The organism is Hydrogenophaga sp. L76 (genome assembly GCF_057654755.1).
Window position 1 is genome coordinate 3347552 of record NZ_CM172807.1, and the last position, 16040, is coordinate 3363591.

At 66.8% G+C, this 16040-nt stretch carries 18 protein-coding genes and 1 pseudogene; 6 read left to right on the forward strand and 13 right to left on the reverse strand.

What is annotated here, in order from left to right; all coding sequences use genetic code 11:
- Window positions 1-4: 4 nt before the first annotated feature.
- The 10 genes and pseudogenes from AC23D4_RS16235 to AC23D4_RS16280 form a co-directional block, all read right to left on the reverse strand.
- Window positions 5-862 carry an alpha/beta fold hydrolase gene (locus tag AC23D4_RS16235; RefSeq protein ID WP_472888176.1) on the reverse strand — a complete coding sequence of 286 codons (858 nt, stop codon included), beginning with the start codon at window positions 860-862 and terminating at the stop codon, window positions 5-7.
- Window positions 859-2313, reverse strand: coding sequence for a 2-hydroxymuconic semialdehyde dehydrogenase (locus AC23D4_RS16240; protein ID WP_472888175.1), 1455 nt, complete (start codon window positions 2311-2313; stop codon window positions 859-861). Before AC23D4_RS16240 ends, AC23D4_RS16235 begins: the two co-directional genes overlap by 4 nt.
- Before the next feature lie 22 nt (window positions 2314-2335).
- Complete coding sequence (locus AC23D4_RS16245; protein ID WP_210829599.1) at window positions 2336-2767, reverse strand: GlcG/HbpS family heme-binding protein; 432 nt, start codon at window positions 2765-2767, stop codon at window positions 2336-2338.
- Window positions 2768-2912: 145 nt separating this feature from the next.
- Window positions 2913-3287 (reverse strand): annotated as a pseudogene (locus AC23D4_RS16250) (VOC family protein); the annotation flags it as partial.
- A 122-nt stretch (window positions 3288-3409) separates the two neighbouring features.
- Entirely contained in the window at window positions 3410-4471 is a 1062-nt protein-coding gene (locus AC23D4_RS16255; protein ID WP_472888174.1) for an NADH:ubiquinone reductase (Na(+)-transporting) subunit F, read from the reverse strand.
- Window positions 4472-4478: 7 nt separating this feature from the next.
- Window positions 4479-4835, reverse strand: a complete 357-nt coding sequence (locus tag AC23D4_RS16260) for a phenol hydroxylase subunit P4 (RefSeq protein WP_210829590.1) — start codon at window positions 4833-4835, stop codon at window positions 4479-4481.
- A complete protein-coding gene (locus AC23D4_RS16265; protein ID WP_472888173.1) occupies window positions 4832-6418 on the reverse strand; it encodes an aromatic/alkene/methane monooxygenase hydroxylase/oxygenase subunit alpha in 1587 nt (528 codons plus the stop codon). Before AC23D4_RS16265 ends, AC23D4_RS16260 begins: the two co-directional genes overlap by 4 nt.
- Before the next feature lie 20 nt (window positions 6419-6438).
- Window positions 6439-6708, reverse strand: a complete 270-nt coding sequence (locus AC23D4_RS16270) for an MmoB/DmpM family protein (protein ID WP_472888172.1) — start codon at window positions 6706-6708, stop codon at window positions 6439-6441.
- 22 nt (window positions 6709-6730) lie between these two features.
- On the reverse strand, window positions 6731-7726 hold the full coding sequence (locus tag AC23D4_RS16275) for an aromatic/alkene monooxygenase hydroxylase subunit beta (RefSeq protein ID WP_210829585.1): 996 nt from the start codon (window positions 7724-7726) through the stop codon (window positions 6731-6733).
- A 42-nt stretch (window positions 7727-7768) separates the two neighbouring features.
- Window positions 7769-7978, reverse strand: coding sequence for a phenol hydroxylase subunit (locus AC23D4_RS16280; RefSeq protein WP_472888171.1), 210 nt, complete (start codon window positions 7976-7978; stop codon window positions 7769-7771).
- 328 nt (window positions 7979-8306) lie between these two features.
- On the opposite strand from AC23D4_RS16280, the gene AC23D4_RS16285 reads away from it, so the two are divergent.
- Both AC23D4_RS16285 and AC23D4_RS16290 read left to right on the forward strand, forming a co-directional pair.
- Window positions 8307-9989 (forward strand): sigma 54-interacting transcriptional regulator, encoded by a 1683-nt coding sequence (locus tag AC23D4_RS16285; protein ID WP_472888170.1) that lies wholly within the window; start codon window positions 8307-8309, stop codon window positions 9987-9989.
- 23 nt (window positions 9990-10012) lie between these two features.
- The gene (locus AC23D4_RS16290) at window positions 10013-10768 is read left to right on the forward strand and encodes a GntR family transcriptional regulator (RefSeq protein ID WP_472888306.1); all 756 of its coding nucleotides are present in this window, start codon (window positions 10013-10015) and stop codon (window positions 10766-10768) included.
- Window positions 10769-10850: 82 nt separating this feature from the next.
- Here AC23D4_RS16290 and AC23D4_RS16295 read toward each other — a convergent pair whose 3' ends face one another.
- The 3 genes from AC23D4_RS16295 to AC23D4_RS16305 form a co-directional block, all read right to left on the reverse strand.
- Window positions 10851-11471 (reverse strand): MarC family protein, encoded by a 621-nt coding sequence (locus AC23D4_RS16295; RefSeq protein WP_472888169.1) that lies wholly within the window; start codon window positions 11469-11471, stop codon window positions 10851-10853.
- A gap of 61 nt (window positions 11472-11532) precedes the next feature.
- Window positions 11533-12030, reverse strand: a complete 498-nt coding sequence (locus tag AC23D4_RS16300) for a MaoC family dehydratase (RefSeq protein WP_472888168.1) — start codon at window positions 12028-12030, stop codon at window positions 11533-11535.
- Window positions 12031-12801, reverse strand: coding sequence for an SDR family oxidoreductase (locus tag AC23D4_RS16305; protein ID WP_472888167.1), 771 nt, complete (start codon window positions 12799-12801; stop codon window positions 12031-12033).
- Between the two features lie 83 nt (window positions 12802-12884).
- Between AC23D4_RS16305 and AC23D4_RS16310 the strand changes: the two genes are divergently transcribed.
- The 4 genes from AC23D4_RS16310 (at window position 12885) to AC23D4_RS16325 (ending at window position 15974) form a co-directional block, all read left to right on the forward strand.
- Entirely contained in the window at window positions 12885-13484 is a 600-nt protein-coding gene (locus tag AC23D4_RS16310) for a 2-hydroxychromene-2-carboxylate isomerase (RefSeq protein WP_472888166.1), read from the forward strand.
- A gap of 31 nt (window positions 13485-13515) precedes the next feature.
- The gene (locus AC23D4_RS16315) at window positions 13516-14199 is read left to right on the forward strand and encodes a dienelactone hydrolase family protein (protein ID WP_472888165.1); all 684 of its coding nucleotides are present in this window, start codon (window positions 13516-13518) and stop codon (window positions 14197-14199) included.
- Between the two features lie 234 nt (window positions 14200-14433).
- Window positions 14434-15321, forward strand: a complete 888-nt coding sequence (locus AC23D4_RS16320; RefSeq protein ID WP_472888305.1) for an amidohydrolase — start codon at window positions 14434-14436, stop codon at window positions 15319-15321.
- A 2-nt stretch (window positions 15322-15323) separates the two neighbouring features.
- Complete coding sequence (locus AC23D4_RS16325; protein WP_472888164.1) at window positions 15324-15974, forward strand: glutathione S-transferase family protein; 651 nt, start codon at window positions 15324-15326, stop codon at window positions 15972-15974.
- Window positions 15975-16040: the final 66 nt, after the last annotated feature.

Genomic DNA, 16040 nt, shown 5'->3' on the forward strand with positions numbered 1-16040 from the left:
TTGGTCAGGTAGAGGAGTTGTCGGCTTCTTGCAGGAAGTTGGCGACCAGCTGCGCGAAGCGCGCGGCGTGTTCGATCTGCGTCCAGTGGCCGCAGTGGCCGAACACGTGCAACTGACTGTTGGGTATCCACTGGCTCAGCGTGAGCGAGGTCTGCAGGGGAATCACCTGGTCCTCGCGGCCGTGCACGATCAGGGTCTCGTGCGGCAGCGCGCGGACGGCCGCCTCGGGGCTGGCCATGGCGTCGACCCAGCGCTGGCGCGGGGCCGGGAACATGGCCGAGAACGATTCCTGGAAACCGGGGCGGATGCTGGCCTGGTAGCGCAGCTGGGCCAGCTCGTCGGTGACGAGCGCGCGGCTGTGGGCAAAGATGTCCAGCAGACGCTTCATGGTGTCCAGCGACGGCTCGTAACCCCACACGGCGTCGAGCCCCGGCGTGATCGGGAACGGCACGCCGACCGAACCCATGAGCACCAGGCGGCGCACGCGCTGCGGCGCGCGGATGGCCAGCGCCAGCGAGAGCGCACCGCCAAAGCTGTTGCCGACCACGTCGGCCTGCTCGACGCCCATAACGTCCATGACATCCAGCGCCTGCTGCACCCAGGTGTCCATGTTGTAGGTGATGCCCGCAGGCCGGTCGGTGTAGCCGAAGCCCACCATGTCGGGCGCGATCACGCGGCGGTCCCGTGCAATCACCGGCATCGCCAGGCGCCAGTTGGCCCAGGCGCTGACGCCGGGACCGGAGCCGTGGATGAACAGCACCGGCGGCTGGCCCGGCTTCGAGCTGCCCAGGTCGTGCACGTTGCTGTTGAACGCGCCCGTGCGAACGCTGCGGGCGATCTCGGGGTTGTGGGGTGCGTTCACAGTTTCACCATGACGTTTCTGAGTTCGGTATAGAACTCCAGTGAGTGCACGCCGCCTTCGCGGCCGATGCCGCTCGCCTTGGCGCCGCCGAATGCGGTGCGCAGGTCGCGCAGGAACCAGCTGTTGATCCAGCACAGCCCCACCTCGATCGCGGCGGCCATCCGGTGCGCGGTGCCGAGGTTCTGCGTCCACACGGTGGTGGCCAGGCCGTAGTCGGTGGCGTTGGCCAGGGCAATCGCTTCCTCTTCGGTGTCGAAGGGGGCGATGTGGCAGCAGGGGCCAAAAATCTCTTCACGGATCACGCTGGCGCTCTCGGGCAGGCCGGTCCAGATGGTGGGTTGCACGAAATGGCCGTTGGCGAACTCGCCCTTCATGGCCGGCACACCGCCGCCGGTGACCACGGTCGCGCCCTCGTCCTTCGCTTTTGCGTAGTAGCCCAGCACCTTGGCTTTGTGTTCGGCCGAGATCAGCGGACCCAGACCGACACCGGGTGTATCGGGACCGCCGACCCTCAGGGCTTCAGCCTTTTCCTTCAGCGCAGCCACGAACCGGTCGAAGATCGGACGCTGCACGTACACGCGTTCGGTGCCCAGGCAAACCTGGCCACAGTTCTCGAACGCGCTGCGCGTGATGCCCGCGACGGCTTTGTCGAAGTCGGCGTCGGCGAACACGATGCCGGCGTTCTTGCCGCCGAGTTCAAACGACACCGGGCGCACGCCCTTGGCAGCGGCGGCCATGATGGCCTCGCCGGTGCGGGTCTCGCCGGTGAAGGTGATGCCGTTGACGCGCGGGTGCCTGGTGATGAATTCGCCCGCTGATCCGGGACCGAAACCGTGCAGCACCTGGTACACGCCCTTGGGCACGCCGACCGCGTTCATCACCTCGCCCAGCAAGGTGGCGGTGGCGGGGGTTTCTTCGGAGGGCTTGACGATCACGGTGTTGCCGCAGGCCAGCGCCGGGCCGACTTTCCAGGTCATCAGCAGCAGCGGCAGGTTCCAGGGGCAGATCACGCCGACCACGCCCAGCGGTGAGCGGATGGCGTAGCTCACGGCGGTGCCGCCGTCGGGCGTGGTCATCTGGAAGCTCTCGGTCGGCACGTTTTTCACGATGTCGGCGAAGACCTTGAAGTTGGCAGCGCCGCGCGGGATGTCGATGTGGCTGGCCAGCGAGCGGGGCTTGCCGGTGTCGGCCAGTTCGGCTTCGAGGAAGTCGTCGAAGCGGCGGTTGATCTCGTCGGCCACGGCGTGCAGCAGCTCGGTGCGCTTGACCACGCTCATGCGGCCCCAGTCGCCCTTGAGCGCCGCGTGTGCGGCGTCGACAGCGGCGTCGACCTCGGCCTGACCGGCTTCGTGGACCATGCCGACCACGGCGTTGGTGGCCGGGTTGCGGTTTTCGAAGGTCTTGGTCGTGGCGACAAATTCGCCGTTGATGAAGTTGTGGAACTGTTTCATGTTGCGTGAGGGAGATGAAAAATCAATCCAGGCCCAGGGCCTTCAGGCCGGCGCGGGCGCAGGCTTCGTCCTGCTCGGCCGATCCGCCGGAGACCCCGATGCCACCGATGCGCGTGCCGTGCTCGACGACGGGCAGGCCGCCGCCGAACAAGACCAGACGCTGGCGCTGGTTCAGACCGATGCGCAGCAGCTCGTCGTCGCCGATGACGCCGCCCCACTTCGAGGTCGGGAAGCCGAAGCTCGCGGCCGTGTAGGCCTTGTCGATCGCGATGTCGATCGAATGCAGAAACGCATGGGGCATGCGCAAGAAGGCGGTGAGGATGCCCGAGGCATCGGTCACGGCCACGTTGATGCGTATGCCCAATGCTTCTGCGTGCGCAATCGCGGCCTGACAGGCCAGCGAAGCCGCAGACGCGGTGATCACCGAAGAGGGAACGGAGAGAGCGGGTGACATGAAAGGAAAAGTTGTTGGCGTGAGGGGACTTCAACCGAGTGGCACCGAGGAACCGGCTCCGCCGGGCCTCAGGTGCCGTCCCCCCTCGAAGCGCCGCAGGCGCGCCACGGAGGGGGGAAGCCGCGTCAGCGGCGCAGGGGGGTGGTCAGGTGTACACCTCGGTAAAAGAAGCCACCAGGTCACCCGTGTGATAGAAGATGCCGCTGCCCAGCATGTCTTCGGTCCAGGTGGTGACCGGACGATCACGCTGCGCCAGGTAGCCCAGGCCCGCAAAGGTCTCGTTGCGGTTGCCGCTGGGGTCGAAGAAGTAGATGGTCTCGCCGCGCGTGATGCCGTGGCGCGTGGGCGCCACGTCGATGCGCACCTTGTTCTTGGCCATCACGTCCGCCGCCTTGAGCACGTCGTGCCACGAGTCCAGGAAGAACGCGATGTGGTGCAGGCCGCTGCGCGGACCGCCCACGAAAGCGATGTCGTGCGGCGTCGTGGTGCGGCTCATCCAGGTGGCGGCCTGCATGTTGCCCTTGCGGCCCAGGCGCAACATGCCGGTGAGCAGGCTTTCGTTGGCGGCGCAGGGGAAGGTCTCGTCGGTCTGCGCGACGTTCACGGCGAACTTGGGGCGGGTGTCGAAGATGGACATGGCCGTCACACCCGCTGGAAGAGAGGGCTGCGCGTGGCCTGTGCATCGGCCGCCGAGAGGAACTTCTCGGTGTAGATGTCGCGCTCGAACAGGCGACCCTGCATCAGGGTCGTGATGCAGGCTTCGATCATGGGCGGCGGTCCGCAGAGATAGGCCTTGTGGCCCGCAAAGTTGGCGCCGAAGTGCACCTTGGCCGCCTCGTGCACGAAGCCGCGCAGGCCGTCCCAGTCCGAGCCCTCGGGCTCGTGCGAGAGCGCCGGCACGTACGTGAAGTTGGCGTGCTGCGCGGCGAGCGCGCGGAACTCGGCGTCGTAGTACAGCTCCTCGCGCGAACGTTGTCCGTAGACCAGGGTGATCGGCAGCGTGCAGCCGCGCGCGAGCAGGTCCGTGATCATCGAGCGCGGACTCGACAGGCCCGAGCCGCCGGCCATGAACAGCATGGGCTGTTGCGCCGATTCGCGCACAAAGAAGCGGCCGTAGGGGCCGGCCACACGCAGACGGTCGCCGGTCTTCAGCTGCTCGTGCAGCCAGGTGGTGCCGGCGCCGCCGGGCAGCCTGCGCACGTTCAGCTCGATGCTCTTCGTGGCGTTCACATCGGCGGGGTGATTGGCGATCGAGAAGGCGCGGCTGCCCACGCCCGGGATCTCCACCTGCACGTACTGCCCCGCCTGAAAGTCGATGGGTTTATCGATCTGCAGGTGGATCGCCTTGATCGTGGGCGTGAGGTCTTCGATGCGGCTGACGGTGGCGGCGAAGTCGCGCACCGGGATCACGCGCGCATCGGGCTCTTCCTCGATGTCGGCCTCGATGGTGGTGTCGCTCTGCAGCGTGCAGCAACAGGCCAGCGTCTTGCCTTCGTCGCGCTCGAAGTCCATCAGCGCGAACGGGTTGGCCGCGCCGTGGTCCACCTCGCCGTCGCACACCTGCACCTTGCAGGACCCGCACAGACCGTGCCCGCAGGCGTGCGGCAGGTAGATGCCCTGCCGCAGCGCCGCGTCGAGCACGGTCTGGCCTTCCTCGACCTCGATGGTCGCGCCCAGGGGTTCAATGGTCAGTTGGTAGCTCATGGACAGCTCAGCTGAAGGATCCCTTGATGCCGGTGAGGCCGGGCGTGCGGAAACGGATCGCGTCCTTGTGTTGCAGGCCGTTGTCGGCCAGCGACTTCGCCGGATCGGGCTGCCAGGGCTGGCCCGACTTGAGCCACTCGACGCTGGACCAGTCGATGCTTGCGAAATCCGGGTGCTCGCCATAGATGCCGGGCAGCACCGCGGTGGGCAGGGCACCGAACGGCATGTCGGGTGGCAGCGGCAGGCAGAACGGCGCGCAGAACATCAGGTGGTCTTCCCAGCCGATATAGAGCAGGGGCGCGGGAAAGTTCTCGCGCACATCCTTGGCCGGGAAGTTGTAGTCAGAGATGGCGACGACGCTCATTTCGCGGCTCCCGGTTCGGTGGTGGCGGCCGTGGCGGTCGCGGGTGGGTCGCCCCGCCAGGCGGCGAAGTTCTTCTGGTCTTCCGAGCCTTCGAAGTCGAAGTTGTCGCGGCCAACGTTCAGCTCGTAGTAATCGAGCACCGCCATCAACGGGTCGAAGCCCTCCACGGTCGGGTCGGTGCCGGGCTTGAAACAGTGGCCCTGGTAGATCTGGTGCACCGGCAGCCAGCTCTGCACGTATTTCTCGGGTTCGTGGTCGAAGATGCTCTTGCAGTGGTCCGAGCAGAAGTGGTACTTGTTGCCGAAGTAGTCGCTCTCTCGGTAGCAGATCTTGCTGGCGTCTCCGGGTTCGGTGAACAGCATCGGGATCTGGCAGGTGGTGCACAGCATGGGCAGCGTCTTGTTGTAGAAGCGCTTGCCGGCCTGCTGCTGCTCGCGGTAGTGCTCCAGCCGCGGGCGGTAGTGCTTGTCGAAGGTGTCGGGGTATTTCTCCGACAGCCAGCTCATCTCTTCTTCGGTGGGCACCCAGGTGTGGAAGGGCGCGGCCGCGTTGTAGTTGTAGAAGGTGTTCCAGGCCTGGTGGCTGATGTGGTCCTTGCCTTCGCAGGCGTCCTTCCAGCCCTTGGGCTCGCGGATGCCGTAGCGCGCCAGGTCCTTGAACAGGGCGCCGCCGTTTTCTTCGGCGTACATCTCCCAGGCTTCCTTCCAGCTCATCACGCGTTTGGGCAGCATGTAGTCCTGCATCATGGCCACCAGGGTGAGCAGGCGGTAGCCGCGCCAGAACCATTTGTCGATCCAGCCCTGCACGATGGGCACGTTGGCCGGGTCCTGTTCCAGCAGGAACTTGATGCACTCGATGCCCAGCGTCATGTGGCGGCTCTCGTCGCTCTGCGCACTGAAGCCGAAGGTGACGGTGCTCATGTCGCCGTTGTGCGCCGCGCCGCTCATGAAGGGCACGAACAGCAGGTTGGTCAGCACGTACTCGAACGAGAAGCTCACGGCCACCAGGAACTCGAACGGCCCACCGGTGATGGCGTCTTCGAAGAAGGACTTCGGCACCGACAGGTACCAGACGCGGTCGAACCAGTGGTTCGAATGGTGCATGCCGTTGAAGTACTTGTTGTAGTGGCTGATGGCGTGGGTTTCGGTCTGGTAGTGGCGCAGCTCGTCCACCGACTGCATCTGCGCGGCGACCCGCGCGCCCTCGCCGGTGAACTGGCGACCCACGTGGGCGAAGCCGCGGTGGGCGTAGTACTCCAGCGGCGTCACGCCCTGGATGAACAGCTTGAGTGCGTTGATGTAGCGCGCATCGCTCACGCCGAGCTGGCCGTTGTTCTGCGCGAACGCCTCGATCACGGCGTAGAGCTTTTTCTCCTTCTCGCCCTGGTACTTCCAGTACGCATCCATGGTCAGGCGGAACGGGTCTTCCCATTTGTTCCAGTCGTGGATCTTGATGCCTTCGTATTTGTCGTACGGGAAGACCTTGTCCATCGGCTGGTAGGTGGTTTCCCAGCCGAGGCCGCGGGTCATGGCGGCGTAGCGGTCTTTCAGACCGAGCTTTTTTCGGGTGACGCGGGTGTCCATGTTTGTCTCCTCTGTGGGGGTTAATGCTTCCAGCTGAGCGTGAGCTGGTCGTCGTCTTCGTCGATGTGGCCCGAGAGCGTCACCAGGTTGATGTGGATCTGCTGCAGGTCGTAGGGCCGGCCGGTCTGTTCCTCGATGGTCGAGCGGCGGATCGTCAGGCTGTCGGGCGCGTCGATCTTGACCAGGCCTGGCGAGTGCACGACCTGGGCGCCAGGGTTGTCTGCCACGATGGCGTCGATCACCGGGCGGGACTCTTCGTTGTGCTGAAAGGCGATGAATACGTTGGACATGGGGTTTCCTTGTGGGCGGGATTCAGAGGGCGAGGCCGGCTTTTTTGCAGCGCGCCCTGAACTGGTCCATCACCTCGCCCAGCGCGGCGGGTCCCTGGGCACCCAGCGCGAGGTCGGCCACCGGTGTCAGCGCGGCTTGTGCGCGGTCCGACCAGTCGCTCACCCACTGCGAGATCAGGGCGCGGTTGGCGTCGGACTCGGCCGCGGCCACCTTCACCAGCGCGTCGACCCAGCGTGCCGTCTCGTCGTGCCACTCGGGCATGAAGCTGGTCAGCATGGCCACCGCCGTGCCACCCTGAAGGGCGATGTGGTCGTCCACGAAGTGGGTGTAGACCAGCGGGTACAGCAGGCCGTCGAGCGCCAGGTTTTGCGCCACGAACAGTTCGAACGGGTCCTGCAGCACCAGCGTGTCTTCCACGTAGCGGCGCAGGCCCTGCCAGTGCGGGTCGTCCAGCCAGGCCTGCTTGCCGGCGTCCAGCGCCTCCGGCTCGGCCATCGCCAGGCCGAGGCGGGTGAGGTACTGCGCCACCCCCAGGTTGTCCATGGCGTGGAACATGGCGGGTGCGGTGAAGGCCGTGCCAAAGCCGTAGGCGGCGATGGACGCGTTGTTCATGTTGGCGCCCCAGGCCGCGTGCCGCAACGGCAGCAGCACCCGCAGGGCCTTCTCGCGCACCGCGTCCGGGATCATGGCGACCATGCCGCGCGATTCGACGAACTGGAAACTGGACTCCACCGCGTCCTGCTGGCGCGCCCGCGTCATGGTCCAGGTGGCGTAATAGAACTGGCGCGGGTCCTTGAGCACGTACCAGTCGGCCAGCACCACACGGCTGCGCGCGGCGTCGAACAGTTCGTGGGCCGGGTCCCAGGTCGGGCGGTAGTGGAAGTTCGTCATCGGCTGGGCGCCGAAGGTGGCTTCCTGGTAGCGCGAGGCCACCTTGTCGCCGCCCATGTGCTGCGCCACGTGGGCGTAGGTGTTGCGCAGCGGTGTGATCTCGCGCGCCTGCAGATCGATGTTCATCGGGTCTTGTCTCCTGGAGTTGTGGGGGCTGTGCGCCGGTCTTCAGTCTTCGCGCCAGATCACCTGGTGCCTGGTGCAGAACTCGTCGAACGCCGCCGCGGGCAGCATCAGTTCCACCGCCAGCTCGGGCCAGCCGATCGAGAACTCGAAGCTGACCAGGCCATCGCCGCGGCGCTCCAGCAGGCGCACGTAGCGGCGCTGCAGATCCACGACGGGCAGGTTCTGGGTTTCGAGGGTGGTGGCAGTGGTCATGGTCGGGCGGGTTGGACACGGCTGCTCTTGCACGGGGTGTGCCTGAATCGACTCGAACCGGTAAAAATCTCGATATTTAAGGGAAAACCCCTAAAAACCCCAATTCCCAACGGGCGGGTTTTCCCGAGTGTTGGGGGTCCATCAGGCCTGTCAAGCACCGTTCAACACCTGGAAACACAAAACAATTTCACGAAATCGTCGAGGCCCGGGGCGGTTTTTGATGAAATGGTGAAATCCGCCAGGAACCTGGGCTGGCTTGCTCCGGTGGCCGTGTGCGGTCAAAATATCGAGAATTCTGGCGAACACAGCCCGATGTACAGGAGACCCCGTGGAACCCCATCTGAACTACCCCCCGGACGCCGACCTGAGGAAGCTGTTGCGTTTTGAGCCCGACAGCGGCGCGATCTGGCTGGGCGAACGCCGCATGGTGTTGTTGCACACCGCGGCGCTCAGTGCGCTGCGCCGCGACCTGATCACCTCGGTCGGCACCGAACACACCCGCCGCCTGCTCACGCGCATGGGCTACGCCAGTGGCGCGCACGACGCCGGCTTCGCCCACAAGACCCGGGGCAACCGCAGCCTGGAAGAGATGTTCATGGTGGGGCCGCAGCTGCACATGCTGGAAGGCGCAGCGCGGGTGACGCCGCTGCATCTGAAGATGGACGCGGCCACCGGGCTGTACGAGGGCGAGTTCCGCTGGGACGACTCCTGGGAGGCCCACGCCCACCGGCTGGCCTATGGCGTGGTGGACGAGCCCGCTTGCTGGATCCTGCTGGGCTACGCCAGCGGCTACACCAGCGCGTTCATGGGCAAGCTGATCCTGTTCAAGGAGATCCAGTGCGGTGCCTGCGGAGACGACCACTGCCACATCGTCGGCAAGCCGATCGACGAATGGCCCGACGGCGAGGCCTACCGGCCGTATTTCGAAGACGATTCGCTGCTGCACAAGCTCGACGTGCTGAGCCAGCAGGTGGAGGCGCTGAAGACCTCGCTGGAGCCCGCGACGTCGGGTGGCATGCTGATCGGCGCCTCACCGGCGTTCCAGCACGCCCACGATCTCATGCAGCGCGCCGCATGCACCCAGGTCACGGTGCTGCTGACCGGCGAGACCGGGGTCGGCAAGGAGCGGTTTGCGCGCGCCCTGCACGAACATTCCGACCGCGCCACGGGCCCCTTTGTGGCGGTGAACTGCGCGGCGCTGCCCGCCGAGCTGATCGAGGCCGAGCTGTTCGGGGTGGAGAAGGGGGCCTACACCGGGGCGCACGCGGCGCGCGCCGGGCGCTTCGAGCGCGCCGAGGGCGGCACGCTGTTCCTCGACGAGGTCGGCGACCTGCCGCTTGCGGCGCAGGCCAAGCTGCTGCGCGTGTTGCAGGAAGGCGAGATCGAACGGCTGGGGGCCGAGGCCACGCGCAAGGTCAATGTGCGCATGGTCACCGCGACCAACGTGGACCTGGAGGCCGCGGTGGCGCAAGGCCGGTTCCGGCGCGACCTGCTGTACCGCCTCAATGTCTATCCGATCTGCATCCCGCCGCTGCGCGAACGCAGCGCCGACATCGAGCCGCTGGCGCGCCACCTGCTGGCGCGGTTCATGGCGCTGCACAACAAGCGCCTCAGCGGTCTGGGCGACCGGGCCCTGCAGGCCCTGATGCGGCACGACTGGCCGGGCAATGTGCGCGAGCTGGAAAACCTGGTCGAGCGTGGCGTGATCCTCGCCGCTCAGGGTGGCACGGTGGAACTGGAGCACCTGTTCCCGAACCAGCCCGGGGCGCGCCAGGAAGGGGTGGATCCCCAAGGGCGGCTGGCCCGGGTCTTGCCTGCGGGAGAGAACGAACTCTGCGAGCGCATTGTGAGCAGCGGGCTGTCGCTCGAACAGCTGGAGGCCCGGGTGCTGGCGCTGGCGGTCGAGCGCAGCGGCGGCAACCTCTCGGGCGCTGCGCGCCTGCTGGGCCTGACCCGGCCCCAGCTGGCCTACCGGCTCAAGCGCCAGCAGATCGACGAAGAAACGCCTTGAACAAAGTGACCGGGAAGAACCCCATGCTGCCCAACCAGACTTTCACCGACCACCTGCTGCGTCCGGCCAGCGAATCGCCGCGCACCCTGTCCGAGCGCGCGTACCTCGCGGTCCGGCAGGACATTGTGCAGGGGCGCCTCGCGCCGGGCGAGCGCCTGCGTGTCGAGCACCTGAAAGACCGCTACGCCGTCGGCGCCGGCACGCTGCGCGAAGCGCTGGCCCTGCTGGTGTCCGACGCCCTGGTCACGGTCGAAGGCCAGCGCGGCTACCGCGTGGCCGAGATCTCGCTGGGCGACCTGAAAGACCTGACCGACACCCGTGTGATGCTGGAAACCGAAGCCCTGAGCCAGTCGATCCGGCTCGGCGACGCGCGCTGGGAAAGTGATCTGGCGCAGGCATTCGCGGCACTGACCGAAGCCGAACAGCAGCCGGGCGGTCTGGAGCCCCTGCGCTGGGAAGCGGCCAACAAGCGCTTTCACGAAGCCCTGATCTCGGCGCACCGCTCACCCTGGAGCAAACACCTGCTGGGCATCCTCTACCGCCACGGCGAGCGCTACCGCCACGTGGCGATCCAGATGGGCGCGACTCAGACCATCGAGCGCGACGTGCACGACGAGCACACCCGCATCTACACCGCCGCCGTCGCGCGCCAGGAAGCGCGTGCCGCGCTGGCGCTGGAGGCCCATATCCGGCTCACCTGTGACATCCTGGTCCAGCACGCAGGCGATGCGCCGCAGGCCATGCCGGGCGGGCGGGCCGATCTGGCCTTGCCGGTCTGAATGTTCGTGGCGGGCCTTGACCCGGCGATCGCGGGGGGCTTGTGACCGGGCGGCCCTGCGGCGCGTCAACCGGCCCGGTGCATCACGCGCCCAGTGCAGGGAACAGTTTGGTCAGCCCGGCGGCCATCACCTCCACCGCGAGCGCAGCCAGGATCAGGCCCATCAGCCGGGTCATCACGTTGATGCCGGTCTGACCCATCAGGCGCGCGATGGGTTTGGCGAGCGAAAAACACACGGCGGTGGCCAGCGCGATCACCACGCCGTAGCCCACCAGCGCCGCGTGCTGGAAAAAGGTCTTGGCCTGGTCGGCGTAGATCACCACCGTGGACATGGTGGCCGGGCCGGTGAGCAGCGGGATGGTGAGCGGCACCACCGCGATGGAGGCGCGCGCCGAGGCGTCGTCCACCTCGCCCTGCGTGGTCTTGGCCTCGGCCGGTTGTGCGTTCAGCATGGACAGCGCCGAAGTCAGCAGCAGCATGCCACCGCCCACCTGGAAGCTCGCCAGAGAGATACTGAAAAATTCCAGGATCTGCAGACCGATGATGGCGCAGGTGGCGATCACCGCGAACGCGCTCACCGACGAAATCAGGATGGTGCGCCGGCGCTGCGCCGAGGTGAAACCCTGTGTGTAGTGGATGAAGAAGGGCACGATCGCCAGCGGGTTGACGATGGCGAGCAGGGTGATGAGGGGCTTGAAATCCATGGCCGGCATTGTGGGGCAGGAAGGGTCTGCCCGCGCTGCATCAGCGGATTTCAGGGGGCATTCATGCCGGGTTTGAGGTCCCAGGCTCGCGGCGCCGGAACATGCCGTAGCCCTCCATGTGCAGCACCTTGTCGCCGTGCTGGTTGAACATTTCCCACACCGTGCGCACCAGGCCCACGTCGGGCCGCTTGCTCATGGCGCGCTTTTCGGTGATGGTGTGCTGCAGCCGCAGCACGTCGCCGGGGTAGACCGGCTTGGTCCACTTCAGGCTCTCCAGCCCGGGCGAACCGAGGCTCGACGTTTCATGCAGGAAGTTGGTCACCATCAGCCGCATGGCCATGGCGCAGGTGTGCCAGCCGCTGGCGCTCAGGCCCCCGAACACCGAGGCCTTGCCACCTTCTTCGCTCAGGTGAAAGGGCTGCGGGTCGAACTGGCTGGCGAAGGCGATGATTTCTTCCTTCGTCGGCGAGAGGCTGCCCAGGTCGCGCACCTGGCCGATTTCCAGGTCTTCCCACCAGATCCTGATGTGCGGGCTTTGTTCGGGTGTCGTCGCGGTCATTCAGCGTCCTCCGGATACGTCGAGCAGGCTCATGGTGGTGTAACTCGCGGCGTCCGACAGCAGCCAGACGATGGCCTGGGCCACCTCGTGTGCCGTGCCGCCGCGCTGCATGGGCACCTGGTGCTTGAGCTCGTTCACGCGGTTGGGCAATCCGCCCGAGGCGTGGATGCTGGTCTCGATCAGGCCCGGGCGTACCGCGTTGACCCGTACCCCTTCGGCAGCGATCTCCTTGGCCAGGCCGATGGTGAACGCGTCGATGGCGCCCTTGGCCGCCGCGTAGTCCACGTACTGCCCCGGCGAACCCAGGCGCGACGCGGCGCTGGAGAGGTTGACGATGGACCCGCCCGCGCCGCCGTGCCGCGTGCTCATGCGCCTCACCGCTTCGCGCGCGCACAGCATCGAACCGATCACGTTGATGTCGAACATGCGCTTCCAGCGCGCCACGCTCATCTGATCCACCCGCGCCGTCACGTCCACCACGCCCGCGTTGTTCACCAGTCCGGTGAGCCGCCCGAGCCGGGTGTCCACCTGCTCGAACATGCGCAGCACTTGCGCCTCGTCGGCCACATCGGCCTGCACCGTGATCGCCGCGCCACCCTCGGCGCGGACCGCTCGCACCACCTCGTCGGCCGCGAGCGAGTTGGCGGTGTAGTTCACCGCCACGGTCCAGCCTTGCTGCGCGGCGAGCAGGGCGGTGGCCGCGCCGATGCCGCGGCTGCCACCCGTTACCAGCAACACCTTCGGATACCTTGTGCTTTCTTCCTGTCCCATAACCTGTCTCCTGCAAAAATCGCTGGCATCGCATACAACACCGGCTCCACAGCCCTTCATTACAACAGCGTCAGGAGACCGCCATGCGTCGCACAGTCGACTACTACTTTGCCCCCCAAAGCCCCTGGATGTACCTCGGTCATGATCGCTTTGCCGAACTGCTGCAGCGCACCGGTGCCCAGGTGCGTGTGCTGCCGGTGGACTTGGGCCAGGTGTTCCCCGTGTCGGGTGGTCTGCCTCTGCCGCAGCGGGCGCCCCAGCGCCAGGCCTACCGGCTGGTGGAGCTGCGCCGCTTCAGCGAGGCCCTCGGCATCCCGCTCAACCCGCAGCCACGCTGCTTTCCGGTGGCGGGCGACCCGGCGGGCTGGCTCATCACGGCGGTGGCCGGGCAGGACGGCGAGGCCGCCGCGATGCGGCTGACCGGCGCGGTGGCCCGGGCGGTGTGGGCGCAGGAGCGCGACATCGCCGATGCCACCGTGCTGGCCGAACTGCTGGACGAATGTGGGCTGGACCCGCAGCGCCTGGCGCAGTCGCAGCAGGACAGCGTGAAAGCGCTGTTCGCCGCACACACGGCGCAGGCGATTGACGCCGGGGTGTTCGGTGCGCCAAGCTACGTCATCGACGGCGAAATTTTCTGGGGCCAGGACCGGCTCGATTTCGTCGAACGCCGGCTGGCGGGCTGACATTTTTTTGACCACAACACAGGAGCATCCCATGGGAACCTTCGTCAACCTCACCGCCGCCGACGGCTTCACATTTCCCGCCTACGTGGCACAACCCGCGGGTCAGCCCAAAGGTGGCTTGGTGGTGTTGCAAGAGATCTTTGGCGTCAACGCCCACATCCGCGCCGTGGCTGATGGCTACGCGGCCGACGGCTATTTCGTTGTCGCACCGTCAACCTTCCACCGTGTCAAAGCCGACGTGGAGCTGGGCTACGCCGAAGCCGACATGCAGGCCGGCATGGCGCTCAAGGCCGCGGTCGAGGCGCTGCCGGCGGCGGGCGTGATGCCCGACATCCAGGCCGCCATTGACCACGCGGCGCAGGGTGGCAAGGTCGGCATCCTGGGTTATTGCTGGGGTGGTCTTCTGACCTGGCGCTCGGCCAGTGTGCTCAGCGGACTGTCGGCCGCCGTGCCGTATTACGGCGGCGGCATGACCAGCGATGCCGAGGCGGCGCGCCAGCCCCGCGTGCCGGTGATGGCCCACTTCGGCGAGCAGGACCACTGGATTCCGCTGGACAGCGTGCGCGCCTTTCAGAAGGCGCAGCCCGGTGTCACGGTGCACATCTATGCCGCGAACCACGGCTTCAACTGCGACCACCGCGGCGCCTGGAACGCCGAGGCCGCCCAGCTCGCGCGCGAGCGCACGCTGGCTTTCCTGGCGCAGCACCTGGGGTGAGACCATGAGCGCCGCCCGGCCGTTCCGAAGGCGCTCAGCCCCGCAGTGCGCAGCACGGAGGGAAAGTCCGGTGAGCGCCGCCCGGCCGTTCCGAAGGCGCTCAGCCCCGCAGTGCGCAGCACGGAGGGAAAGTCCGGTGAGCGCCGCCCGGCCGTTCCGAAGGCGCTCAGCCCCGCAGTGCGCAGCACGGAGGGTAGTCCGGTGAGCGCCGCCGGCCTGACGCGGTTCTCCGGGCTGGCCCTGTTGGCCGGCTGGGTGCTGTCGGCCGCGGCGCAGGGGGCCTACACCGGGCCCTTGTTCGACGCCCACCTGCACTACAACGACGAAGCCTGCGTGCACGACGCGCCCGAGCCGGGCTGTCCGCACCCGCTGGCGGACGTGCTCACGCGCATGCAGCAAAGTGGCGTGCGCGCGGTGCTGGCGAACTCCCGCCCCAACGACGGCACCCGCGCCCTGTCCTCGGCGCGTGAGCAGACGCGCGCCGCGGGCGTGACCGTGGTGCCATTCGTGCGGCTCTACCGCAACCGCGCCGACTACAACAACTGGTTCCGCGACGGCACCATCGTCAACCTGGTGCAAGCCGAACTGGCCAAAGGCACACCCGCCGGCCCCTACCGTGGACTCGGCGAGTTCCACCTGTACGACAGCGCCAACGCCAACGGACCGGTGGCGAAGCAGCTCATGGCTCTCGCCGAGGGCAAGAACCTGGCGATCCTGGCCCATGTGGACGACGCGGCGATCGACCTGCTGATGGCGCACACGCCCACCCAAGGCCAGAAACTTCACTTGATATGGGCCCACACCGGCATCGGCGGCACGCCAGTGGCGCGGGTGGATCAACTCATGGCGCGCTACCCGCGCCTGATGGGCGAGCTCTCGTACCGGCCAGGCCTCACCTGCGAAGGCGGCCAGCTCTGCCCCGAGTGGCGTGCCCTGCTGCTCAAGTACCCAGACCGGTTCATGATCGGATCGGACACATGGATCAACCAGCGCTGGCTTTATTACGGCGAACTGATGCAGGGCTACCGCACCTGGCTCGGTGGTCTGCCTGACGATGTGGCGCGACGCATAGGCTGGGACAATGGGGCGCGCCTGTTTGGCGTGCCCACCCCGAAAAACTGACCATGATCCAGTTGCACTACTACCCCAGCACCGCCAGCATGGTGCCGCACATCCTGCTCGAAGAACTGGCCGTTCCTTATGAGCGCGTCCTGGTCGATCGCGCGCAGGACGTGCAGAAGACGATGGCCTACCTCAAGCTCAACCCCAACGGCCTGATTCCGGTGCTCACCGATGGCGATCTGGTGCTGTACGAGACGGCGGCCATCTGCCTGCACCTGTGCGACACGCACCCGGCCAGCGGCCTGGTGCCCGCGCTGGGCACACCCGAGCGCGCGCACTTCTACAAGTGGCTGATGTGGCTGACCAACACGCTGCAGGCCACCCTGATCGTCTATTTTTATCCCGAGCGCTGGGTGAACGCCGGCAACATGGCGGGCGCCGCCGAGGTAAAGCACCACGCCGGGATCCGCATCAACAACCTCTTGAAACAGCTCGACAACGAGCTGACCCGCCACGGCGGGCCCTGGTTCATGGGCGAGGCCTACACCGCACTGGACCCGTATGTGTTCACCCTGTGTCGCTGGACACGCAATTTCGACAATGCGCCGGCCCGCAGCAAACGCCTGCTGGGCCCGTATCTGCAGCGCATGCTGGAGCGACCCGCGGTGCAGCGCGCGCTGGCCAACGAGGGCTTGAGTCCGCCCTTCGTCTGAATGCGGTTTCGCCCTTGGCGCACACGTGGATGCAAAACGGTCCGAGGGGACTGTGCAGTCGCGGTG

What these genes read in the sequence shown, in the direction of transcription:
- AC23D4_RS16240 (WP_472888175.1), bottom strand. Translation starts at nt 2,313, where the DNA reads ATGAAACAGTTCCACAACTTCATCAACGGCGAATTTGTCGCCACGACC.
- AC23D4_RS16245 (WP_210829599.1), bottom strand. Translation starts at nt 2,767, where the DNA reads ATGTCACCCGCTCTCTCCGTTCCCTCTTCGGTGATCACCGCGTCTGCG.
- AC23D4_RS16255 (WP_472888174.1), bottom strand. Translation starts at nt 4,471, where the DNA reads ATGAGCTACCAACTGACCATTGAACCCCTGGGCGCGACCATCGAGGTC.
- AC23D4_RS16260 (WP_210829590.1), bottom strand. Translation starts at nt 4,835, where the DNA reads ATGAGCGTCGTCGCCATCTCTGACTACAACTTCCCGGCCAAGGATGTG.
- AC23D4_RS16265 (WP_472888173.1), bottom strand. Translation starts at nt 6,418, where the DNA reads ATGGACACCCGCGTCACCCGAAAAAAGCTCGGTCTGAAAGACCGCTAC.
- AC23D4_RS16270 (WP_472888172.1), bottom strand. Translation starts at nt 6,708, where the DNA reads ATGTCCAACGTATTCATCGCCTTTCAGCACAACGAAGAGTCCCGCCCG.
- AC23D4_RS16275 (WP_210829585.1), bottom strand. Translation starts at nt 7,726, where the DNA reads ATGAACATCGATCTGCAGGCGCGCGAGATCACACCGCTGCGCAACACC.
- AC23D4_RS16280 (WP_472888171.1), bottom strand. Translation starts at nt 7,978, where the DNA reads ATGACCACTGCCACCACCCTCGAAACCCAGAACCTGCCCGTCGTGGAT.
- AC23D4_RS16290 (WP_472888306.1), top strand. Translation starts at nt 10,013, where the DNA reads ATGCTGCCCAACCAGACTTTCACCGACCACCTGCTGCGTCCGGCCAGC.
- AC23D4_RS16295 (WP_472888169.1), bottom strand. Translation starts at nt 11,471, where the DNA reads ATGGATTTCAAGCCCCTCATCACCCTGCTCGCCATCGTCAACCCGCTG.
- AC23D4_RS16300 (WP_472888168.1), bottom strand. Translation starts at nt 12,030, where the DNA reads ATGACCGCGACGACACCCGAACAAAGCCCGCACATCAGGATCTGGTGG.
- AC23D4_RS16305 (WP_472888167.1), bottom strand. Translation starts at nt 12,801, where the DNA reads ATGGGACAGGAAGAAAGCACAAGGTATCCGAAGGTGTTGCTGGTAACG.
- AC23D4_RS16310 (WP_472888166.1), top strand. Translation starts at nt 12,885, where the DNA reads ATGCGTCGCACAGTCGACTACTACTTTGCCCCCCAAAGCCCCTGGATG.
- AC23D4_RS16315 (WP_472888165.1), top strand. Translation starts at nt 13,516, where the DNA reads ATGGGAACCTTCGTCAACCTCACCGCCGCCGACGGCTTCACATTTCCC.
- AC23D4_RS16325 (WP_472888164.1), top strand. Translation starts at nt 15,324, where the DNA reads ATGATCCAGTTGCACTACTACCCCAGCACCGCCAGCATGGTGCCGCAC.